Source organism: Pectobacterium versatile (assembly GCF_020166435.1).
GTDB classification, from domain to species: domain Bacteria; phylum Pseudomonadota; class Gammaproteobacteria; order Enterobacterales; family Enterobacteriaceae; genus Pectobacterium; species Pectobacterium versatile.
On record NZ_JAINZP010000001.1, the window covers coordinates 97344 to 115988 of the forward strand.

The 18645-nt window shown below is 53.2% G+C and carries 18 protein-coding genes; 9 read left to right on the plus strand and 9 right to left on the minus strand.

From position 1 onward, the window contains the following. Window positions 1–46 precede the first annotated feature (46 nt). On the plus strand, window positions 47–1639 hold the full coding sequence (locus tag K7X24_RS00410) for an ABC-F family ATPase (RefSeq protein ID WP_224552231.1): 1593 nt from the start codon (window positions 47–49) through the stop codon (window positions 1637–1639). 48 nt (window positions 1640–1687) lie between these two features. Here the strand turns inward: K7X24_RS00410 and K7X24_RS00415 are convergent, their stop codons facing one another. Further along, window positions 1688–2512 carry a hemin ABC transporter substrate-binding protein gene (locus K7X24_RS00415; RefSeq protein ID WP_224552814.1) on the minus strand — a complete coding sequence of 275 codons (825 nt, stop codon included), beginning with the start codon at window positions 2510–2512 and terminating at the stop codon, window positions 1688–1690. 11 nt (window positions 2513–2523) lie between these two features. Then, a complete protein-coding gene (locus K7X24_RS00420; RefSeq protein ID WP_224552233.1) occupies window positions 2524–4692 on the minus strand; it encodes a TonB-dependent receptor plug domain-containing protein in 2169 nt (722 codons plus the stop codon). A 408-nt stretch (window positions 4693–5100) separates the two neighbouring features. Between K7X24_RS00420 and hutW the strand changes: the two genes are divergently transcribed. The 8 genes from hutW (at window position 5101) to fdhE (ending at window position 11866) form a co-directional block, all read left to right on the plus strand. Then, entirely contained in the window at window positions 5101–6414 is a 1314-nt protein-coding gene (hutW, locus tag K7X24_RS00425; RefSeq protein WP_010295340.1) for a heme anaerobic degradation radical SAM methyltransferase ChuW/HutW, read from the plus strand. Between the two features lie 14 nt (window positions 6415–6428). Next, a complete protein-coding gene (gene hutX, locus K7X24_RS00430) occupies window positions 6429–6929 on the plus strand; it encodes a heme utilization cystosolic carrier protein HutX (protein WP_010295337.1) in 501 nt (166 codons plus the stop codon). Continuing rightward, window positions 6926–7555, plus strand: coding sequence for an NAD(P)H-binding protein (locus K7X24_RS00435; RefSeq protein WP_010295335.1), 630 nt, complete (start codon window positions 6926–6928; stop codon window positions 7553–7555). Before hutX ends, K7X24_RS00435 begins: the two co-directional genes overlap by 4 nt. Window positions 7556–7715: 160 nt before the next feature. Then, on the plus strand, window positions 7716–8192 hold the full coding sequence (locus K7X24_RS00440; RefSeq protein ID WP_010295331.1) for a YlaC family protein: 477 nt from the start codon (window positions 7716–7718) through the stop codon (window positions 8190–8192). A 225-nt stretch (window positions 8193–8417) separates the two neighbouring features. After that, window positions 8418–9140 carry a glutamine amidotransferase gene (locus K7X24_RS00445; RefSeq protein WP_010295329.1) on the plus strand — a complete coding sequence of 241 codons (723 nt, stop codon included), beginning with the start codon at window positions 8418–8420 and terminating at the stop codon, window positions 9138–9140. Between the two features lie 108 nt (window positions 9141–9248). Then, the gene (locus K7X24_RS00450) at window positions 9249–10700 is read left to right on the plus strand and encodes a PLP-dependent aminotransferase family protein (RefSeq protein ID WP_103862154.1); all 1452 of its coding nucleotides are present in this window, start codon (window positions 9249–9251) and stop codon (window positions 10698–10700) included. 10 nt (window positions 10701–10710) lie between these two features. Further along, window positions 10711–10836 carry a hypothetical protein gene (locus tag K7X24_RS21955; protein ID WP_263499209.1) on the plus strand — a complete coding sequence of 42 codons (126 nt, stop codon included), beginning with the start codon at window positions 10711–10713 and terminating at the stop codon, window positions 10834–10836. 100 nt (window positions 10837–10936) lie between these two features. Continuing rightward, window positions 10937–11866: a formate dehydrogenase accessory protein FdhE gene (gene fdhE / locus K7X24_RS00455; RefSeq protein WP_095995016.1), complete on the plus strand. Its 930-nt coding sequence runs from the start codon at window positions 10937–10939 to the stop codon at window positions 11864–11866. A 53-nt stretch (window positions 11867–11919) separates the two neighbouring features. On the opposite strand, the gene K7X24_RS00460 is transcribed toward fdhE, so the two are convergent. From K7X24_RS00460 to K7X24_RS00490, 7 genes are all read right to left on the minus strand, one after another. Then, window positions 11920–12246 (minus strand): DUF202 domain-containing protein, encoded by a 327-nt coding sequence (locus K7X24_RS00460; protein WP_029367413.1) that lies wholly within the window; start codon window positions 12244–12246, stop codon window positions 11920–11922. Between the two features lie 3 nt (window positions 12247–12249). Continuing rightward, on the minus strand, window positions 12250–12615 hold the full coding sequence (locus tag K7X24_RS00465; RefSeq protein ID WP_039506273.1) for a YidH family protein: 366 nt from the start codon (window positions 12613–12615) through the stop codon (window positions 12250–12252). A gap of 141 nt (window positions 12616–12756) precedes the next feature. Continuing rightward, a complete protein-coding gene (gene cydX, locus K7X24_RS00470) occupies window positions 12757–12861 on the minus strand; it encodes a cytochrome bd-I oxidase subunit CydX (RefSeq protein WP_010295317.1) in 105 nt (34 codons plus the stop codon). 19 nt (window positions 12862–12880) lie between these two features. Continuing rightward, window positions 12881–14020: a cytochrome d ubiquinol oxidase subunit II gene (cydB, locus tag K7X24_RS00475; RefSeq protein WP_224552235.1), complete on the minus strand. Its 1140-nt coding sequence runs from the start codon at window positions 14018–14020 to the stop codon at window positions 12881–12883. A 14-nt stretch (window positions 14021–14034) separates the two neighbouring features. Further along, the gene (cydA, locus tag K7X24_RS00480) at window positions 14035–15612 is read right to left on the minus strand and encodes a cytochrome ubiquinol oxidase subunit I (RefSeq protein WP_224552237.1); all 1578 of its coding nucleotides are present in this window, start codon (window positions 15610–15612) and stop codon (window positions 14035–14037) included. Between the two features lie 540 nt (window positions 15613–16152). After that, window positions 16153–16770, minus strand: coding sequence for a tail fiber assembly protein (locus tag K7X24_RS00485; protein ID WP_224552239.1), 618 nt, complete (start codon window positions 16768–16770; stop codon window positions 16153–16155). Next, a complete protein-coding gene (locus K7X24_RS00490; RefSeq protein ID WP_224552241.1) occupies window positions 16770–18428 on the minus strand; it encodes a phage tail protein in 1659 nt (552 codons plus the stop codon). The genes K7X24_RS00485 and K7X24_RS00490 overlap by 1 nt, the downstream gene beginning before the upstream one ends. Window positions 18429–18645 lie beyond the last annotated feature (217 nt).

The following is an 18645-nucleotide window of genomic DNA, read 5'->3' on the forward strand; positions in this document are numbered from 1 at the left end:
CATAATGTGTCTAAAATCACGTTTCTACAAGAGAAGAGTAAATCCTTTGCTATTAAGTAACAATATCACCATGCAGTTCGGCAGCAAGCCGTTGTTTGAAAACATTTCCGTTAAGTTTGGCGGCGGTAACCGTTACGGTTTGATTGGCGCAAATGGCTGCGGTAAATCCACACTCATGAAGATTCTCGGCGGCGATCTGGTGCCGAGCGGCGGTAACGTCTTCCTCGATCCTAATGAACGTCTGGGTAAACTGCGTCAGGATCAGTTCGCTTTTGAAAAATACAGCGTGCTGGATACCGTTATCATGGGCCACGGTGAGCTGTGGGCGGTAAAAGAAGAGCGCGACCGTATCTATTCATTGGCTGAAATGAGTGAAGCCGACGGCTATAAAGTTGCCGATCTGGAAGTGCAATACGGTGAGATGGATGGCTACAGCGCAGAGTCACGCGCGGGCGAACTGTTGCTGGGCGTGGGGATTCCCGTTGAGCAGCACTATGGTTTGATGAGTGAAATTGCTCCCGGCTGGAAACTGCGTGTCCTGTTGGCGCAGGCGCTGTTTGCCGATCCCGATATTCTGCTGCTCGACGAACCGACCAACAACCTGGATATCGATACGATCCGTTGGCTGGAGCAGGTGCTGAACGAGCGTAACAGCACCATGATCATCATTTCGCATGACCGTCACTTCCTGAACATGGTGTGTACGCACATGGCGGATCTGGACTACGGTGAGCTGCGTATTTATCCTGGCAACTATGACGAATACATGACGGCCGCGACGCAGGCTCGTGAGCGCCTACTGGCCGATAACGCCAAGAAGAAAGCGCAGATTTCCGAACTGCAATCGTTCGTCAGCCGCTTTAGCGCCAACGCCTCTAAATCCAAGCAGGCGACATCGCGCGCACGCCAGATCGATAAAATCCAACTGGATGAAGTGAAAGCGTCCAGCCGTCAAAACCCGTTTATCCGTTTTGATCAGGATAAGAAACTGTTCCGTAATGCGCTGGAAGTTGAAGCGTTGAGCAAAGGTTTTGATAATGGCCCGCTGTTTAGCAAGCTGGGTCTGATGGTCGAAGTGGGTGAGAAAGTCGCTATTCTGGGTGCCAACGGTATCGGTAAATCGACATTGCTGAAAACGCTGGTCGGTGATTTCGAGCCGGATAGCGGTACGGTGAAATGGTCTGAAAACTCAAAAATTGGCTACTACGCGCAGGATCACGAATACGAATTCGATGAGACGCTGACCGTTTTTGACTGGATGAGCCAGTGGAAACAGGAAAAAGACGACGAGCAAGCCGTGCGCAGCATACTCGGTCGTTTGCTGTTCAGCCAGGATGATATCAAGAAGAAAGTGAAGGTATTATCCGGTGGTGAAAAAGGCCGCATGCTATTCGGCAAGCTGATGATGCAGCGTCCAAATATCCTGGTGATGGATGAACCGACCAACCACCTTGATATGGAATCCATTGAATCGCTGAATATGGCGCTGGAAATGTACGAAGGGACGCTACTGTTTGTCTCTCATGACCGTGAATTTGTCAGTTCGTTGGCGACCCGCATTCTGGAAATTACGCCAAATAAAGTGATTGATTTCACCGGTAACTATGAAGATTACCTGCGTAGTCAGGGTATTCAGTAAGCGTTGTAATACGGCCTCATTATTGAGGCCGTATTGTTTAGGGATGTATTAGTCAGGATAGAAGCCGTGATTCAGTGCTTCCACCGCCTCGGCGACGCGTGGTCCCATTCCCAATAAAATCGCCTGATCGAGCGCGATAATACGTTGGTTTTTCCAGGCTGCGGTTTGCGTCAAACCGGGTACTGCCGCCAGCACCTCCACGCCGTTTTCCACACTTTGCGTCGTCACCACAACCACCTCAGGATTCGCCGCAATCATTGCCTCACCGCCGTAAATACGATACTGGCTATGCGTGGCAATATTCTTTCCGCCTGCCAGTGTTATCAGACTATCCACCACGGTATTTTTCCCCGCGACCTGCGCTGCGGAGCTGCCGACACTCAGCAGAAACACGACGCTGACGCGATCTTTCCGCGTAGCCAGCCGCTCTGATACCGCACTCAACTGCTGAGAGAGACGGGTTGCCAACTGCTCGGCAGCCTCAGCGCGATTGAGCAGCGCACCAGCCTGACGAATATTGCTAAGCAACTGCGCTGGCGTGCTGGGCGTGCGGGTAAAACGCGCCACCTTTACGCCCGCCTGCTCAAGCTGATTAAGCACCTGTGGCGGATTGGCATCCTGCCAGGTCATCAACAGCGTTGGGTGAAGCGACAAAATACCTTCGCTCGTTAGCTGTTGCCAGTTGCTGACCTTTGGCAGCGTTGCCGTTTGTGGCGGGTAAGTGGTGGTCTGATCCACGCCTACCACTGTATCGCCTGCGCCGAGCGCATAAACGATTTCCACCAGCGAGCCACCGGCAATCACCACGCGCGACTCGGCCGCGCAGGTGAAGGAAGATAGCCCGAAAAGCATTAACGCGATTATCGCTTTCATCATCATGACTCTTAGAATGAGAACGCGGCGCCGATCGCGGTGCTGAAGCCGGATGCAGGAATACTTTCATGCGCGGTGGTATAGCGCTTATCCAGCAGGTTATTCAGCGCCAGCGTGACCTGATACTGATTCTCGCTACCGAAGGTGCTGGTAAATTCCAGATTGGCCGTTGCCCAACCGCTGTGTTGGACGGCGGTATCAGCCGTTTCATCCTTCGCACGTGAGGCCGCCCGGAGGTAGAGGTCTGATTCCAGCTCCATGCGCTCGAACAGTGTGATGTTTTTGACCCCGACGCGACCGGTAAAGGTGGGTTCACCCGTGCGATAGGTGCTGCGAGTCGGCAGTTCCAGCTCACGGCGGATGATATTGCCGTTAACGTAAGGAGACAGCGTCCAGCCGAGGTATTCTGCATACATTTCCATCCCGTACGTGGTCGCACGGTTGGCGTTGGCGTAATAACGGCTGCTGCTGTCCGTGCTGCCGGAACAGACTGCGTTACCGGCGCAGTTCAGCGTGGTGATGTAGTCTTTGGCGCGTGAGTGGTAGATCGCGCTGTCCAGCAGCCAGCTATCGTCTTTATAGCGCATGCCGACTTCATAGTTATCCGACTTTTCCGCCTTTAGATTGGCATTGCCGTAAGTGGTGCTCCCGCCTGCCGCCGTATCGTAAAATTTATGCGTCAGGGTAGGGTAGACATAACCTTGCGCAAAAGAGGCGCGCAGTTGAATATTGTCAAAGCCGGAATAGCGCAGGCTGCTGGCGGTGACTAATGTGCTGTCACTTTCCTTCGCGGCGGCGGACGTACTGTTGTTCGGCATTACCATGCCGTTCATTCTCACGGTGCCTGTCTTCTGGCCGCCGTAGGAGAGTGACTCAACCCAGTATTGGCGCGCACCCAGCGTCCACGTCCAGTCTGGCGTTATTTTCCATTCATCCTGTGCGAACAGTGCCCAGCTATTCTGCCGCCAGTGGTTATTGGATACCGAGCTGGGGTTGACCGACAGAGAAGGCATTCCCATAGGCGATAATGATCCCGCCACTCGGACATCAGAAAAGGCATTTTGCTTCACGACATCGGAGAGCCATTGTCCCCCGGCAATCAGCGTGTGTCCGGCTAATGGCGTGATATCCGCCTGTAAGGTCAATCCCCGACTGGTCTGTTTGTCGTCGGTTCCTGTGCTCATCGCCATTTTGCCTTGATAAAGCGCCATGCCGTTATAGCGCAGCGGATTACCGCTCTGCGACAGATCGTTGCGGAATTCGCGTTTGATATTTTGCTGATAGGCGTCCAGATGCAGGTTTTTCAGCACATCGCCGCCGAGCTGCCAGTCATAAAACAGGCCGATCTTCTTTCTTTCCAATTCAGGAATGCGCACGCTGAAGCTGTCGTATTCAGTCGAATCGGTGTAGGTCTGCGTGCTGAGTTTGAAGCTGTCGAGCGACAGGCCGAATTTATGATCGCCAAGGCGATAGCCGAGCCAGGCGGACTGCCCGCTGTTGCGGAAATGAGTGTCCGGCAGACGGCCATCCGGCGTGCTGCGGTTGCCCTGATCGCTATAGCTGCCGCTGAGGCGATAGTCGAAATTGCCGATGGAGCCGTAGGCTAAACCCGATTCCTGCCAGCCTGCGGTCGCGCTGTCATAAACGGCTTTGATTTTGCCGCTCAGCAGTTTGTCTCCGCCTTTGCGGGTAATAAAGTTGATCACGCCGCCAATAGCCTGAGAGCCATATAATACCGAATGCGGGCCTTTCACGACTTCAATGCGTTCAATATAAGATGGATCGATTAATAATCCGAGGCTGTAGTTTGGCCCAGCGCGCTGATAAGTGACTTCCTGTCCGTCAATTAACACTAATACGCGTGAGGCTTCTTCGCCGCGAATGCGTATTTGTTTACGACCGGCTAATGCGGTATCGGTAATATCGACGCCGGGAATATCACGCAGCGTTTCAGCAATAGAATCGCCGGTATATTTATTCAGCTTTTCATTATCGATAACCTGCATCGTGACCGGACTTTCCCATAAATTCTGTTCCGTTCTCCCTGCACTAATAACGGTTATTTCATCGCTGTTTGTGGTCGAATGATTTGTAGATGAATCGTTTGGCGCTGCATTAATTGCGCCGCTATAAATAGCAGGCAGCATAAAGAGAGCCCAGTGTGTGGCCTTTTTATTCATGGCTTTTTCTCTGAAAAGTTAATGATTATCATTAACGTTATCATTTGGGCGGAATCGGCGATAATTAAATTTGAATGAATATTAAAAAATGTGACTGCAATCTCATTTATTATTAAATAATGACTTGCAATATTTTATTGGTTGTTAAATTAACGAATTTTAATGTAGTGATTTTTGTTTTCATTTATTTAACATTTAAAGTGAGTGAAGTGGATTAATGCTATGAAAGTAATGAGAAATAACCGTGTTTATTTATATCGGCAATTTTAACCAAAATAAGCAAATCGGTTAATTTAAAGAGAAAATAACGCGAAAAGAATAACCCGCCTCCTTTCTGCCTGCCGGGCAGGTTGCCAAATAAAAATAATTATCATTTAATTTATTTTATTGATTATTTGGGGGCCGTTAATGAACATCGATTTGACGCCGTATTATGCCGAGCCCGGTGAGCAGCCTTTTGGCGCCCGACGTATGGCAATGCCTTGGCGCAACCATGTGCCGCTTTCACCAGAACAGATTCCGGCCGGTTGGCAGACGCTGAAGCAGCAGACCGTGCCTGCGCGTAAGCGTCTGCTCTATCTGCACATTCCTTTCTGCGCCACGCACTGCACGTTCTGCGGTTTTTATCAAAACAAACTGCGTGATGACAGCACGGCGACCTATACCCGCTATTTGTTGCAGGAACTGGCGATGGAAGCGGATAGCCCGCTGCATCAGTCTGCGCCGATTCATGCGGTGTACTTTGGTGGTGGTACGCCAACGGCGCTGGCGGCCGATGAACTGTCACAGATCATTCGCGCGATCCGTACCTCTCTGCCGCTGGCACCAGACTGTGAAATCACGGTGGAAGGGCGGGCGATGGATTTTGACGATGAGCGAATCGATGCCTGTCTGGACGCGGGAGCGAACCGCTTCTCCATTGGGATTCAGACGTTCGATACCCGTATTCGCCAGCGTATGGCGCGTACGTCAGATAAGCAGCAGTCAATTCGCTTCCTTGAGCGCCTGTGCGAGCGAGACAGAGCCGCCGTAGTGTGCGATCTGATGTTCGGCCTGCCGGAACAAACGCCGGAAATCTGGCGCGAAGATCTGGCGATCGTCAGTGATTTACCGTTAGACGGCGTCGATCTGTATGCGCTTAATCTGTTACCGACCACGCCGCTGGCGAAAGCGGCCGAAAACCAGCGTGTCGCGCTGCCTGATGTAGTGGCCCGTCGTGATTTTTACCGAACTGGCGCGGCATTTCTGGCCGATGCTGGCTGGCACCAGCTTAGCAACAGTCACTGGGCGCGCACCACGCGTGAACGCAACTTGTACAACCTGCTGATTAAACAGGGCGCGGACTGTCTGGCAATGGGAAGCGGTGCGGGCGGCAATATAAACGGGCAAGCCTACATGATGGAACGCAGCCTGGAGCGCTACTACCAGCAGATCGACCAGGGGCAAAAACCGATCATGATGATGACACCAGCCAGTCCTACCGGGCCGTGGCAGCATCAGCTTCAGGCGGGTATTGAGGTCGGGCGTATCAAGCTGCCTCAACTGACGCGACATGCCCGTGAACTTCAGCCGTTACTCAGCCAGTGGCATCAGGCCGGGCTGACCTGCGACGATTCCACCTGCCTGCGCCTGACCAATGATGGCCGCTTCTGGGCGAATAACCTGATGCAGGCATTACAACAAATTATCCCCCAGCTTAATGCCGAAGAGCATGCGCACTAACCGGAGACGCAACGATGACCATGACACTGAATGAATTACTGGCAACCAACCCTGATGGCACACTGGAAGAGATTGCCGGAAAGTATAATACCTCGCTGTTTGCTGTCGTTGAGGCCTTGCCTGCGGCTCAGCGTACGCTGGCAACGGGCGATCGTTTCGATCAGGTCTGGGACACGATTGCGACCTGGGGTGAAGTGACGCTCATCAGCCACACGGCAGACGCGATTCTGGAATTCAAGAGCGAGCTACCCACCGGTACGCACCGTCACGGTTACTTTAACCTGCGCGGCAAAAATGGCCTGAGCGGGCATATCCGTGCAACGAGCTGTCAGCACATTGCATTTATTGAGCGTAAGTTCATGGGGATGGACACCGCGTCCGTGGTGTTCTTTAATGCCAGCGGTGCAGCGATGTTTAAAATTTTCCTTGGACGAGACAGCCACCGTCAGCTGCTGAGCGCTCAGGTTGAGGCGTTCCGTGCGCTGGCGAGTGAATTACAACCGGAGCAGGTATGACGTGGTTACTTTTCGGCGCAGGCAATGGGGTTGGCGCCTGCTTATTACAGCGCGCCATTGAGTGCGAGCAGGCGGTCATACTCGTCTTGCGTAATCCTGAACAGGCCAAACACTGGCGTGAGCAGGGAATGACGGTCGTGGAAGGCGATGCCTGCGACCCAGAAACGGTAGCGGAAGCCTGTCGTGTGGCGGGGCCTTCTGCCATTGTGGTATCGACAATGGGCGGCGGCACGGTAAATTATCAGGGCCATCGCACGGTGATCGATGGCGCAGAGCAGGCAGGCATCAAGCGTATGCTGCTGGTGACGTCACTGGGCTGCGGCGATAGCTGGCCGCTGTTGTCGCCACGCGCCAGAGCCGCGTTTGGCTTCGCGGTGCGTGAGAAATCGCTGGCAGAAAGCTGGTTGCAAAGCAGTACGTTGGATCACTGTATCGTTCGTCCCGGCGGCCTGCTGGACGTGGTCGCGACGCACAATGCAAAACTGACGCAGGGTGCTGCTACGCTGGGATTGGTGTCACGCTGGGATGTCGCGCTGGCGGTTGATCAGCTGTTGCAGCAACCCGTGTTTGGCAATCACATCTACAATCTGATCGATCCCGATCTCACGATGCCCGCCATTCCGTAACCTTCGCTATTTTGTCGTCAATGTTGCCGGGAGAATTCATCCCGGCATCAGTCAAACTGTTATAGTCAATCTGTCGAAAACTGTATCTGTTATCTCTCATGTGGCTATGTTCTAATCGATGCAAGCAGTGTTGTATTCCTCAAGCACGATGGTGATGACGATGGATGAAGTAAAACGCCTTCTGACCGAAGAGATCGAACGTATTAATCGGGAAGAAAAACGCGACAATAAAATACGTTTTAGCCGTAAATTCATGCAGTCTCACCCCTATCTGTTTGCCGCGATGCTGGTGAGCTACGTGCCAGTCGCGATCATCCTTTTTTATGCCCCTTATTTTGGTTTGCCCTATCTGATCGGCTTTACCGTTTTCCTGCTGGTGATGACGCTGGCCCTCTCAGTGGATATCAATCCGACCTATCGCTTTGAAGACATTGATACCCTGGATCTCCGCGTTTGCTATAACGGCGAGTGGTTTACTGTCCGCCACGTGTCGCAGGACACGCAGGATAAGCTGTTACACAACGAGCAGGTGCCGTCAGCCGTGAAAGCGGGGATAGAGAAAATCCGACGCACCAAAGGTGACGTTGATTTTTACGACGTCTTCTCGCTGGCCTACCACCAACAGCCTTCCCGTTAGCAGGCTCTTTCTGCCCTCAAACCGCCCCATTTCGTGATGACCAAATAATGCGCATGGCTTTTTCTATGCGCAGATTTTCATGGTGGCTGGTTTTCGTCGAGATACTGGTTTTCATGTAGTCATAATGCTACGTTCATTAGAAGCAGCAAGCGCCGCATTCTTGTGGTTTTTCAGACCGATGGTTTTTCAGGTTGATGGTTTTTCAAATACGGGCAGAACAGGACGATGAGCGAAAAGGTATTGCTGGTGATTCAGTTGGGCCAACCGCCGGAAGGCATCGCGTCTCAGGTGGGGCAGCAGGGAAAGTGGTTTACCGATGCGGTGCAGGGTAAGACGCAGCCGGTGAAGGTGGTTCGTCCCGATCTTGGGGAGCCGCTACCGGCATTTGATACGCTGGCGGCGGTGGTGATTTCCGGCTCGTGGTCGATGGTCACGGATCGGCTGGATTGGAGTGAATACACCGCGGGCTGGTTGCGTGAAGCGTATTACGCGGATGTTCCGCTGCTGGGCGTGTGCTATGGGCATCAACTGTTAGCCGATGCGCTGGGCGGCAAAGTAGGGGATAACCCGAACGGCAAGGAAGTCGGCGTTCAGGTTGTGACAACCCATGAAGCTGCCGCGCACGATATCTTACTGCGTGATTATCCGCAGCAGTTTGGCGCTTATCTGACGCATCAGCAATCCGTGCTGGAACCGCCAGCGGGCGCGCAGGTTCTGGCGAGTTCAGAGATGGATGGCTGCCAGATTATCCGCTACAGCGATAAAGTGTTGACCGTACAATTTCATCCGGAATTCAGCGCGGACATCATGCTGACATGCCTGCGTCATAATGAAACGGCCCTGCGACAGGGTGGGTGGGATGTCGATCGGATGATGGATATTCCGCAGGAACCCGTCTGGGCGCGCAAGATCCTGCTGGATTTTGTACAACGCTACGCGGCGAAATAGCCCTCGAACAACGCGTTATTGTCGATAAAGCGTCCTTCTCGATCGTCACTCATCGGTGATGGTCGAGCCAAAAATCATGACAGACTCATCCACCGAAACCGTAGCGCTATGGCAAAGTTTGAACAGCTCGCTCACCAAATCCGTGAGCAGCTTCAGGAAGGGATCTGGCAGCCGGGCGATAAACTGCCCTCGCTGCGGGAAAAATCACTGCACTCGGGCATGAGCCTGATGACCGTGCTGCACGCGTATCAGCTGCTGGAAAGTCAGGGGCTGATTGTGTCGCGTCCGCAGTCGGGTTATTACGCGGCACCGCAGCTGTCCGCATTACCGGCAGACAGCCTGCATTCGCCCGTGGGGCAGGAGCGCGTTCAGTTGACCGAAGACGTGGACGTCAATGCCTTCATTTTTGATGTGCTTCAGGCCAGCAAAGATCCGGCGGTGATGCCGTTCGGATCGGCGTTTCCCGATCCGCAGCTCTTTCCACAGCGTCAACTGACGCGCTCGCTGGCCTCGGTGGCGCGTCATATGCAGCCACAGAGCGCGCTGGATAATTTGCCGCCGGGTAATGAGAGCCTGAGGAAGAACATCGCCCAGCGCTATGCGTTGCAGGGGATTGCCGTCTCGCCCGATGAGATTGTGATTACGGCGGGGGCGATGGAGTCCCTCAATCTCAGTCTTCAGGTACTGACGGAGCCGGGCGATTACGTGGTGATCGAATCCCCGGCTTTTTACGGTGCGCTACAGGCGATCGAACGCCTTAAACTCAAAGCGATTGCGATAGCGACCGATCCGCAGCAGGGCATCGATCTTGACGCGTTGCAGCAGGCGCTGAATGATTATCCGATCAAAGCCTGTTGGTTGATGACCAATTTTCATAACCCGCTTGGCTGCACGCTGTCCTGGGAGAAGAAACAGCGGCTGGTGGCGATGCTGGAGAAACACGGTGTTGGGCTGGTAGAAGATGACGTCTACAGTGAGCTTTACACTGGCCTGCAACGCCCGCTACCCGCGAAGGCGTTGGATAAAAAAGGCACGATTCTGCACTGTTCCTCGTTTTCTAAAAATCTGGTGGCAGGGTTCCGCATTGGCTGGGTAGCGGCAGGGAGCCATGCGGGCAGCATTCAGCGTTTACAACTGATGAGTACATTATCAACCAGTGCACCGATGCAGCTGGCGATTGCGGATTATCTGGCGACCAGCAGCTATGACAGCCACCTGCGCCGCCTGCGGCGAGCGCTGGAGCAGCGCAAACATGCGGCATTACAGTCGCTACGCCGACACTTTCCGGGCGAGGTCCGCATTAATCATTCGCAAGGCGGCTATTTTCTCTGGCTGGAGTTGCCTGAAGGTGTCAGCAGCACGGAGCTATACCGTCGTGCGCTGGAGCGGGGCGTCAGCATTGCACCGGGGAAAATGTTCACGACCGGCGACAAATACGATCGCTATTTCCGCTTTAACGCGTCCTACGAATGGGACGATCGCTGCGAACAAAGTGTGATCGTCTTAGCATCGCTGATTCGGACGCAGATAGGCGAACGTCTGACCCGATCACCCCTTTAGAGGTGTGGAGATGTTTGCCGCTTTTCTGCTACTGTTTCCGTCATGGCGGAAGGTGGCGGCATTGATGGCGAAAAACAGCCATAACCTTGCCGGAAATCAGGAAGTCGATAGGCACGATGCGTATAATCTCGGCTAAAGCTGAGCGATACCTGCTATCTTTCGGACCGCGCTGGCGGCCTTCCTGCACCCCGAAATCTATCGGATAGACAACGTAAATAACAGGAAAAACCACCCTGATGAGTATTCGCATTGTTCCTCAGGAACAGTTAGAACAGAACGAAAAATCGATGCCGGAAGGGAACATCCCTCCGCTGCTTTTTGCTAATCTGAAAAGCCTGTACAGCAGCCGCGCGGAGCGTCTGCGTCAGTTAGCTGAAGAGCACCCGTTGGGGGACTATCTCACCTTCGCCGCAGGCGTGGTGGAAGCCCAGCAGAAGGTATTGCACGATCATCCGTTGAAGCTTGACCTGAGTGATGTGCTGAAACAGTCCGGTGAACGTCCACCGCTCGATATCGCGGTGTTCCCGCGTGATGCGCACTGGCACACGCTGCTGCGTGCGTTGATCGAAGAATTAAAACCGGATGCCAGCGGACAGGTGTTATCCACGCTGGAGAATCTGGAAAAAGCCTCAGAGCAGGAGCTGGAAGAACAGGCAACGGCACTGTTGCAACACGAGTTTCGTGCCGAGAGCAATGATAAAGCCCCGTTCATCTGGGCAGCGCTATCGCTGTTTTGGGCGCAGATGGCAAGCCAACTGCCCGGTAAAGCGCGCGCCGTACCCGGCGAACATCGCCAGTTCTGCCCCGTGTGCGGCAGTATTCCTGTATCGGGTGTGGTGCAGTTAGGTACCTCCAGCGGGCTGCGTTATCTGCACTGTAATCTGTGCGAGAGCGAATGGCACATGGTGCGGGTGAAATGCAGCAACTGTGAAGAATCGAGCGAGCTGAACTATTGGTCGCTGGATAGCGAGAATTCCGCTATCAAAGCGGAAAGCTGTGGTCACTGTGGCACGTATCTGAAACTGTTGTATCAGGAAAAAGATCACCGTGTAGAAGCCGTCGCTGACGATTTGGCATCGCTGGTACTGGATGTGAAAATGGAGGAAGAAGGTTTTTCTCGCAGTAGCATCAATCCCTTCCTGTTCCCGGAAAGTTCGATCGAATAGCCAGTCTAATCGGTGAAGCACGTTCGGGCTTCACCGCCTTTCTTGCAAAAAACCTATCCTTGCCACACGCCGCTGAAGTGCAGCAACAAGACCAGCGCAGTTATCGCGATTGACGATGACGTAAGGACGATCAGTCCGTGGCTGACGCGTGATAACACCGGTTGGCAAGAGGCGTTAAAGCGGTAGCGCAAAATCGCCAGCACCGACATCAGAGCGGAGACGCACAAAAGCAGGATAGCGCAGGCAAAAACGGCGCGACTGTCATCTACCATGCTTAAACGAAAACACAGCAGGCTATTTATCAGCATCACAAACAGGGTGCGTGTCCAGGCCATACCGGTTCGCTGCGGCTGTAAACCGGGATCGCGAGTTGTTTCCATGTGCTACCCGAACAGGATCATGGCGGCAAGCGCGATGGCAATGAGGGTGATAAATAGCGTCACGATCAGCAGCATCGGCGTATACGGCATATCACTTTCCTGACGCATGGCTTTCTCATTGCTGACCCAGCGACGATAGGCCAGACCGCCGAGCAATGCCGCACAGACGACCAGCAGCAGAGCCAGCCCCTGACGCACCAGCGGATCGAGATGAACGGTAAATTGGTCGATACCCACCGCACCTGCAAGAAACGCCAGCGCGGTGCGAATCCACGCTAGAAAGGTGCGCTCATTCGCTAATGAAAAGCGGTAGTCCGGGGTTTTCCCCTGACTCCACCACGGCGTTTTGTCCTGTCTGGGTGTTGTCATGTCGTCGTCTGATTTCAGGTTAAAAGAGGGCATCTGATTGGGCGCAGCGTCTGCATTCTAGCGCCCTTGGCGAGTTTCGTCTGCCCTGATGACTGTCTCAGTACGAAATGATGAAGCGCCCGATGGCGGCGCTTCGTTCTCTCAAGGGGCGTCTTTGCCCGCTTCATGGTTCTCAACGGCCAGCGCGGTGACCAGCGCGAACGCGCAGGCCAGCAGCGTGCCCAGTATCCAGGCGAAATACCACATTTTCTTTCTCCTCAAATCGTTAGTAAACGGAGTGCTTATTTTCTTCGATGTAACGCGCATCGACCCGACCAAACATCTTGTAGTAACACCAACTGGTATAAAGCAGGATGGTGGGAACAAAAATGCAGGCCAGAATGGTCATCACCTGAAGCGTAAGCTGGCTGGACGTCGCATCCCAGATGGTCAGGCTGACATTGGGATCGAAACTGGAGGGCATCACAAACGGGAACAGCGTAATTCCTGCCGTCAGAATCACGCAGACAATCGTCAATGACGAGGTCAGAAAACCCCAGCCGCAGCGGTTCACGCGCGAGAAGAGACAGGTGAACCACGGCAGAACCACACCCAATGCGGGGATCGCCCACAGCGACGGATGCGCATTAAAGTTGGTTAACCAGGCACCGGCCTGCTGGACCACGTCTTTATTCAGTGGATTAGACGGAGCCGCTTTATCCAGCGTGGAGGTAATTAGGTAGCCGTCGATTCCGGTAACGACCCACAGGCCAGCCAGTAAGAAGGTGATGCTCATCAGCGCGCTGGCTATTAGGGCGGTTTTTTGCGCGCGACGCTGAAGTGCATCTGTGGTGCGCATTTGCAGGTAAATCGCGCCGTGTGCGACGATCATCGCGACACTCACGACGCCTGCCAGCAGCCCGAACGGGTTCAACAGGCCAAAGAATCCGCCGTGGTAGGTGAGGCGCAAATACTTATCAACGCTCAGCGGCACGCCTTGCAACAGGTTGCCTAATGCGATGCCGAACACCAGCGTGGGGACGACGCTGCCGATGAAAATGCCCCAATCCCACATGTTGCGCCAGCGGTGGTTTTCCAGCTTGGAGCGATAGTCAAAGCCAACCGGGCGGAAAAACAGAGCGGCCAGCACCAGAATCATGGCGAAGTAGAAACCGGAAAAAGCGGCGGCATAAACCATCGGCCAGGCGGCGAACAGTGCGCCCGCCGCGGTGATCAGCCAGACCTGATTGCCGTCCCAGTGTGGGGCGATCACGTTAATCATCACTCGCCGTTCGGTATCGGTCTTGCCCAGCAGGCGCAGCAGAATGCCCACGCCCATATCAAAGCCGTCAGTGATGGCGAAGCCGATGAATAACAGGCCAATCAATCCCCACCAAATCAGACGTAATGTTTCATAATCCAGCATTATTATGGCTCCCGTTAAGGTTTTGCAGGTGTCGCGAGGGATTGTGTCGTCGGTTGTTCAAAGTGGTAGCGGCCGGTTTTCAGACTGCTTGGCCCCAGTCGGGCAAATTTGAACATCAGATACATTTCTGCGATCAGAAACAGCGAGTACAGTCCGCAAATCAGTCCCATCGACAGCAAGATGTCGTGTGCTTCCAGAGACGAATTGGCGATGGCGGTAGGCAGAACTTCACCGACTGCCCACGGTTGGCGGCCGTACTCGGCGACGAACCAGCCGGATTCAATCGCGATCCAGGGCAGGGGAATCCCGTACAGCGCGGCGCGATGTAGCCATTTGCGCTGCCCCATGCGGCCGCGTATCACGCTCCAGAACGACAGAGCAAAAATGCCGAGCATCAGCACGCCACAGCCCACCATCAGGCGAAAAGCGATATACAGTGGTGCGACGCGAGGAATCGAATCTTTGGTTGCCTGCTGGATCTGGTTTTCGCTGGCGTTGGCGACGTCATCGGTATAGCGCTTAAGCAGCAGGCCGTAGCCAAGATCGCGCTTGGCAGCCTCAAATTGCGCGCGAACGGCGGGGTCGGTATTACCTGAGCGCAGTTCCTCCAGCAGACCATAGGCCGTCATGCCGTTACGAATGCGAATCTCATGCTGTGCCATCAGATCTTTAATACCGACGACGGGTTTGTCGAGCGAACGGGTGGCGATTAGCCCCAGCAGGTAGGGAACGTGGACCGCATAATCATTCTGCATCGTTTCCTGATTGGGGATGGCGAACAGCGTGAAAGAGGCTGGTGCAGGCTGTGTTTCCCATTCGGCTTCGATCGCGGCCAGCTTGGTTTTTTGTACGTCTCCCATCACATAGCCGGATTCATCACCCAACACGATTACGGACAGTACCGAGGCCAGACCAAAACTGGCGGCAATCGCGAACGAGCGTTTGGCAAAGGCGATATCGCGGCCTCTCAGCAGATAGTAAGAGCTGATCCCGAGTACAAACATCGCGCCGGCGGTGTAGCCCGCAGCCACGGTGTGGACGAACTTCACCTGCGCGACCGGGTTCAGCACCAGTTCGGCGAAGCTCAGCATTTCCATGCGCATGGTTTCGTAATTGAATTCGGCGGCAATCGGGTTTTGCATCCAGCCGTTGGCGACCAGAATCCACAGGGCGGAAAAGTTGGAGCCTAGCGCGACGAACCAGGTCACCAGCATATGTTGAACTTTGGTCAGACGATCCCAGCCGAAAAAGAACAGGCCGATCAGCGTGGATTCGAGGAAGAACGCCATGAGTCCTTCCATTGCCAGCGGCGCACCAAAAATATCGCCCACATAGTGAGAATAGTAAGACCAGTTAGTGCCGAACTGGAATTCCAGCGTCAGACCAGTTGCCACGCCCAGCGCAAAATTGATGGCGAACAGCTTGCCCCAGAATTTGGTCATATCCTTATAGATTTGCTTGCCGGTCAACACATAAGTCGTGTTCATAATGGCCAGCAGGAAAGACAACCCCAGCGTCAGCGGGACGAAAAGAAAGTGATACATGGCAGTCAGGGCAAATTGCAGCCGCGACAGCTCAACGACATCAAACATGTTAGGCTCCTAGCTTCAGGCAGGAAAATGCTGTTATTCCGATGCTTGCCGGAATAAATAGTGATGAATAAAATGCGAATAAATTACCGCCAGACGGTATTTGCATCCGTCAGAAATTAACGTCACTGATTGAAGTGAGATAAGAATGAATAGTGAATAAAACGTGCGGGGATTATAGCGTGCAAAAACTGAAGGATAAATAGTACAGTTTGTTGATTCGGTTTTTTTATCTTTTATGTCATTATTTTGGTTTTATATTTTAATTTTACATTTTCTCCTGGTGTTTAGTTTTATTTAATTTTATTTTCTAGCTTTTTGTTCTGTATATTTATTGGTGTTGGGAATTTAATTTAATTAAAATAGTACAGATTTGAGATGTATAAATATAACAGTTTCATTTTTTATTTAATTTTACATTTGGCGATGAAAGTAATGAGGAATTATCAGAATATCCTTACTAATGAGGTGGAGATGATGTGCGTGTGCCGTATGCTAAATACGGCACACCTAATTGATATGATGAAATACAGGTGCCAGCGATTACACGGAAGGGGCTTCTGGCCACACGACGGATGCCGCAGTGAGATCAATGCGGTTCAACGTCACCAGATAAATTTTCCATTGGGTTAGCCGCTCTTGCTCTTCATCCGTGGCAATGGCTAAGTCCACTGCGTAGTTCAGCTCGGCAATTCGGGTATTTGCCGTCGCTCGCCGTGCCGCCAGCTCCTGCTGTAGGCTTTTGGTTGCGGCAAGCTGTTGGGCCTCCTGATTTGTCACCCAGACCGCCCCATTCCACTGATCAAACTCGGTTGCTGGAGCCAGAAATGTCATATTTTCAGACAGTTCGCCGAACTGCATCATCGTCTGCGCCTGTCGAGTTTCCGTACTGTAAACCGTCTGGCCGCGATGGTCTGGCACCTGTTCCCATGCCTTACCGTCTGCACTACGGCGCAAGGCTTGGCCGACAGGCGGCAATTGCGGTTCGTCTGCGTAGCTGTCGGCTGGCAGGCCAACACCTTGCATAACATACTCATAGCTCGCTGACAGGTATTCCCGTGTCTCGGAATTAACGTGATAAACGGTAATCCAGCCGGAATCGATTGCCAGCCCACGTTCGTTCAGTTCTGCGTTTTTAATTTGTGTTGAATAGTTGCTCATTATGCTGCTCTCACGATGTAGTTAAATGCGATATTGCGGGGACGGGTTTCACTCTCACCAAACGAATGCATCGGGTTACCCGCTCCAGATGATGATGATGATGACCCGTCAGGCTGACTTTCACTGTGAACAACAAATGGGCCAGTTGCATCCAGCGGCGGGAACCCCCCTCCGTCGTACTGACCCCCTCCCTCGTGTGATAGTTTGAGCGCATGCTTGTGGCTGCGTATCGCATCGCCCTGTACTGATAGCAACGCACGCCCAGCATCAGCGCCGCGTCCGTCATCCCAACCGCGTACGAATTCGCCGCGCAGATCGGGCAGGAAACCGCTGGGATAGCGAGAGGTCAGAATGGGATATTGCGCTTTGTCGAATTGCTGGCCGTTGCATTTGAGCCAACCAGCGGGCGCGACAGCGCCGGGGAATGGCAGTGGGATGCCAGCTAAATCATTGATAGACATTGCACCGATTGAGGTAGATGTCATCGTTGCACTAGTCGGTGTTTTTAAATATCCATTGGTATCAACCGTGTATTGATTTGACATCAATACGTTAAGCCACGGGCTGTTCATTCCTCCAGCGCGGGTGCGGTAATGCATTCGGGGCTGATCAGGTGCTGTGCCGTTTGATTGGTTAAATGCCAACATTGACGACGCATTCGTATCCCAGGCAACATTAATTCCTCGCCATGCATACCCATCACTATTGGGCCAATTAATGTTTACGTCTTTGTTTGCTGAACTTCTGAAGAACTTAGACTGCCCAGACTGGATGATTTCATTCGCATCATCTGCCATTATCCCTGAGCCACCCAGTCCCCACGCTCCGTTAATTAGCACCGAACCGGACGTATAGTCTGATACCGATGTTTGCTTCACCAATCCCATATTTACACGGAATTTCGCCTTATCAGGAATATCCGCGCCGTTCTGATCTTTTGCCAGCTTCCCCGCCAGTGCATTCAACACAGTTGTGCTGAAGTTCGGATCATTACCCAGCGCGGTAGCCAGTTCTTGCAGCGTATCGAGTGCCGCAGGAGATCCATTAACCAATGCTGCTACGGCGGCTTTCACAAAGGCTGTGGTAGCCAACTGTGTGTCATTAGAACCGGATGCAGCAGTCGGCGCTGTTGGCGTGCCCGTGAATGCAGGACTGGCTTTTGGGGCATACTGAGGATGCGCATCGAGGATGGAAACATGGGCATTCAGCTTATTGGCTACGTCAGTTTTCACATCAGCAATGGCATTCACCACGGTGGTACTGAAGTGCGGATCGTTGCCCAACGCGCTCGCCAGTTCTTGCAGCGTATCCAGTGCTGCCGGAGAACCATTGACCAGTGCGGCAAGGGCCGATTTCACAAAGGCCGTGGTGGCAATTTGCGTGTTGTTTGCCGTTTGCGCTGTCGTTGGCGCGGTGGGCGTTCCCGTCAGCGCTGGGCTGTTTTTGGGGGCATATTGCGAATGCGGGTCGCTGGCAGCGAGATGTACCTGCAAACTCTCACCCGTGGTTTCCTGCATTTTTTTCAGGTAAGCCGTGCGGCTAGCTAATTGCTCTGCCTGACGGTTAGAGATCCCCCCTGGGCCTGCGACAACGGGATCCGATGTCTCAAGCTGATAAATTCCATCAATCCAGCTTTCTTGTTCAGATAAATTCGCCATGTTCATGCGTTCCTATGGTTGTGACGTCGCTACGGTGCGGCTTTTACAGCGATTCTTTCTGTTTCCACGCCGATGTCAGCATCATGCCGATGGCTATAAAACAGTTTTAGTAACGATGATGAGAGTACCTTTTGCGATGGGGCTGGTTTAGTAACGGAGTTTAAAAATTGAAGTTGAAAAGTGTGCGGAAGCGGCATTAACCGTGCAGGTACTATGT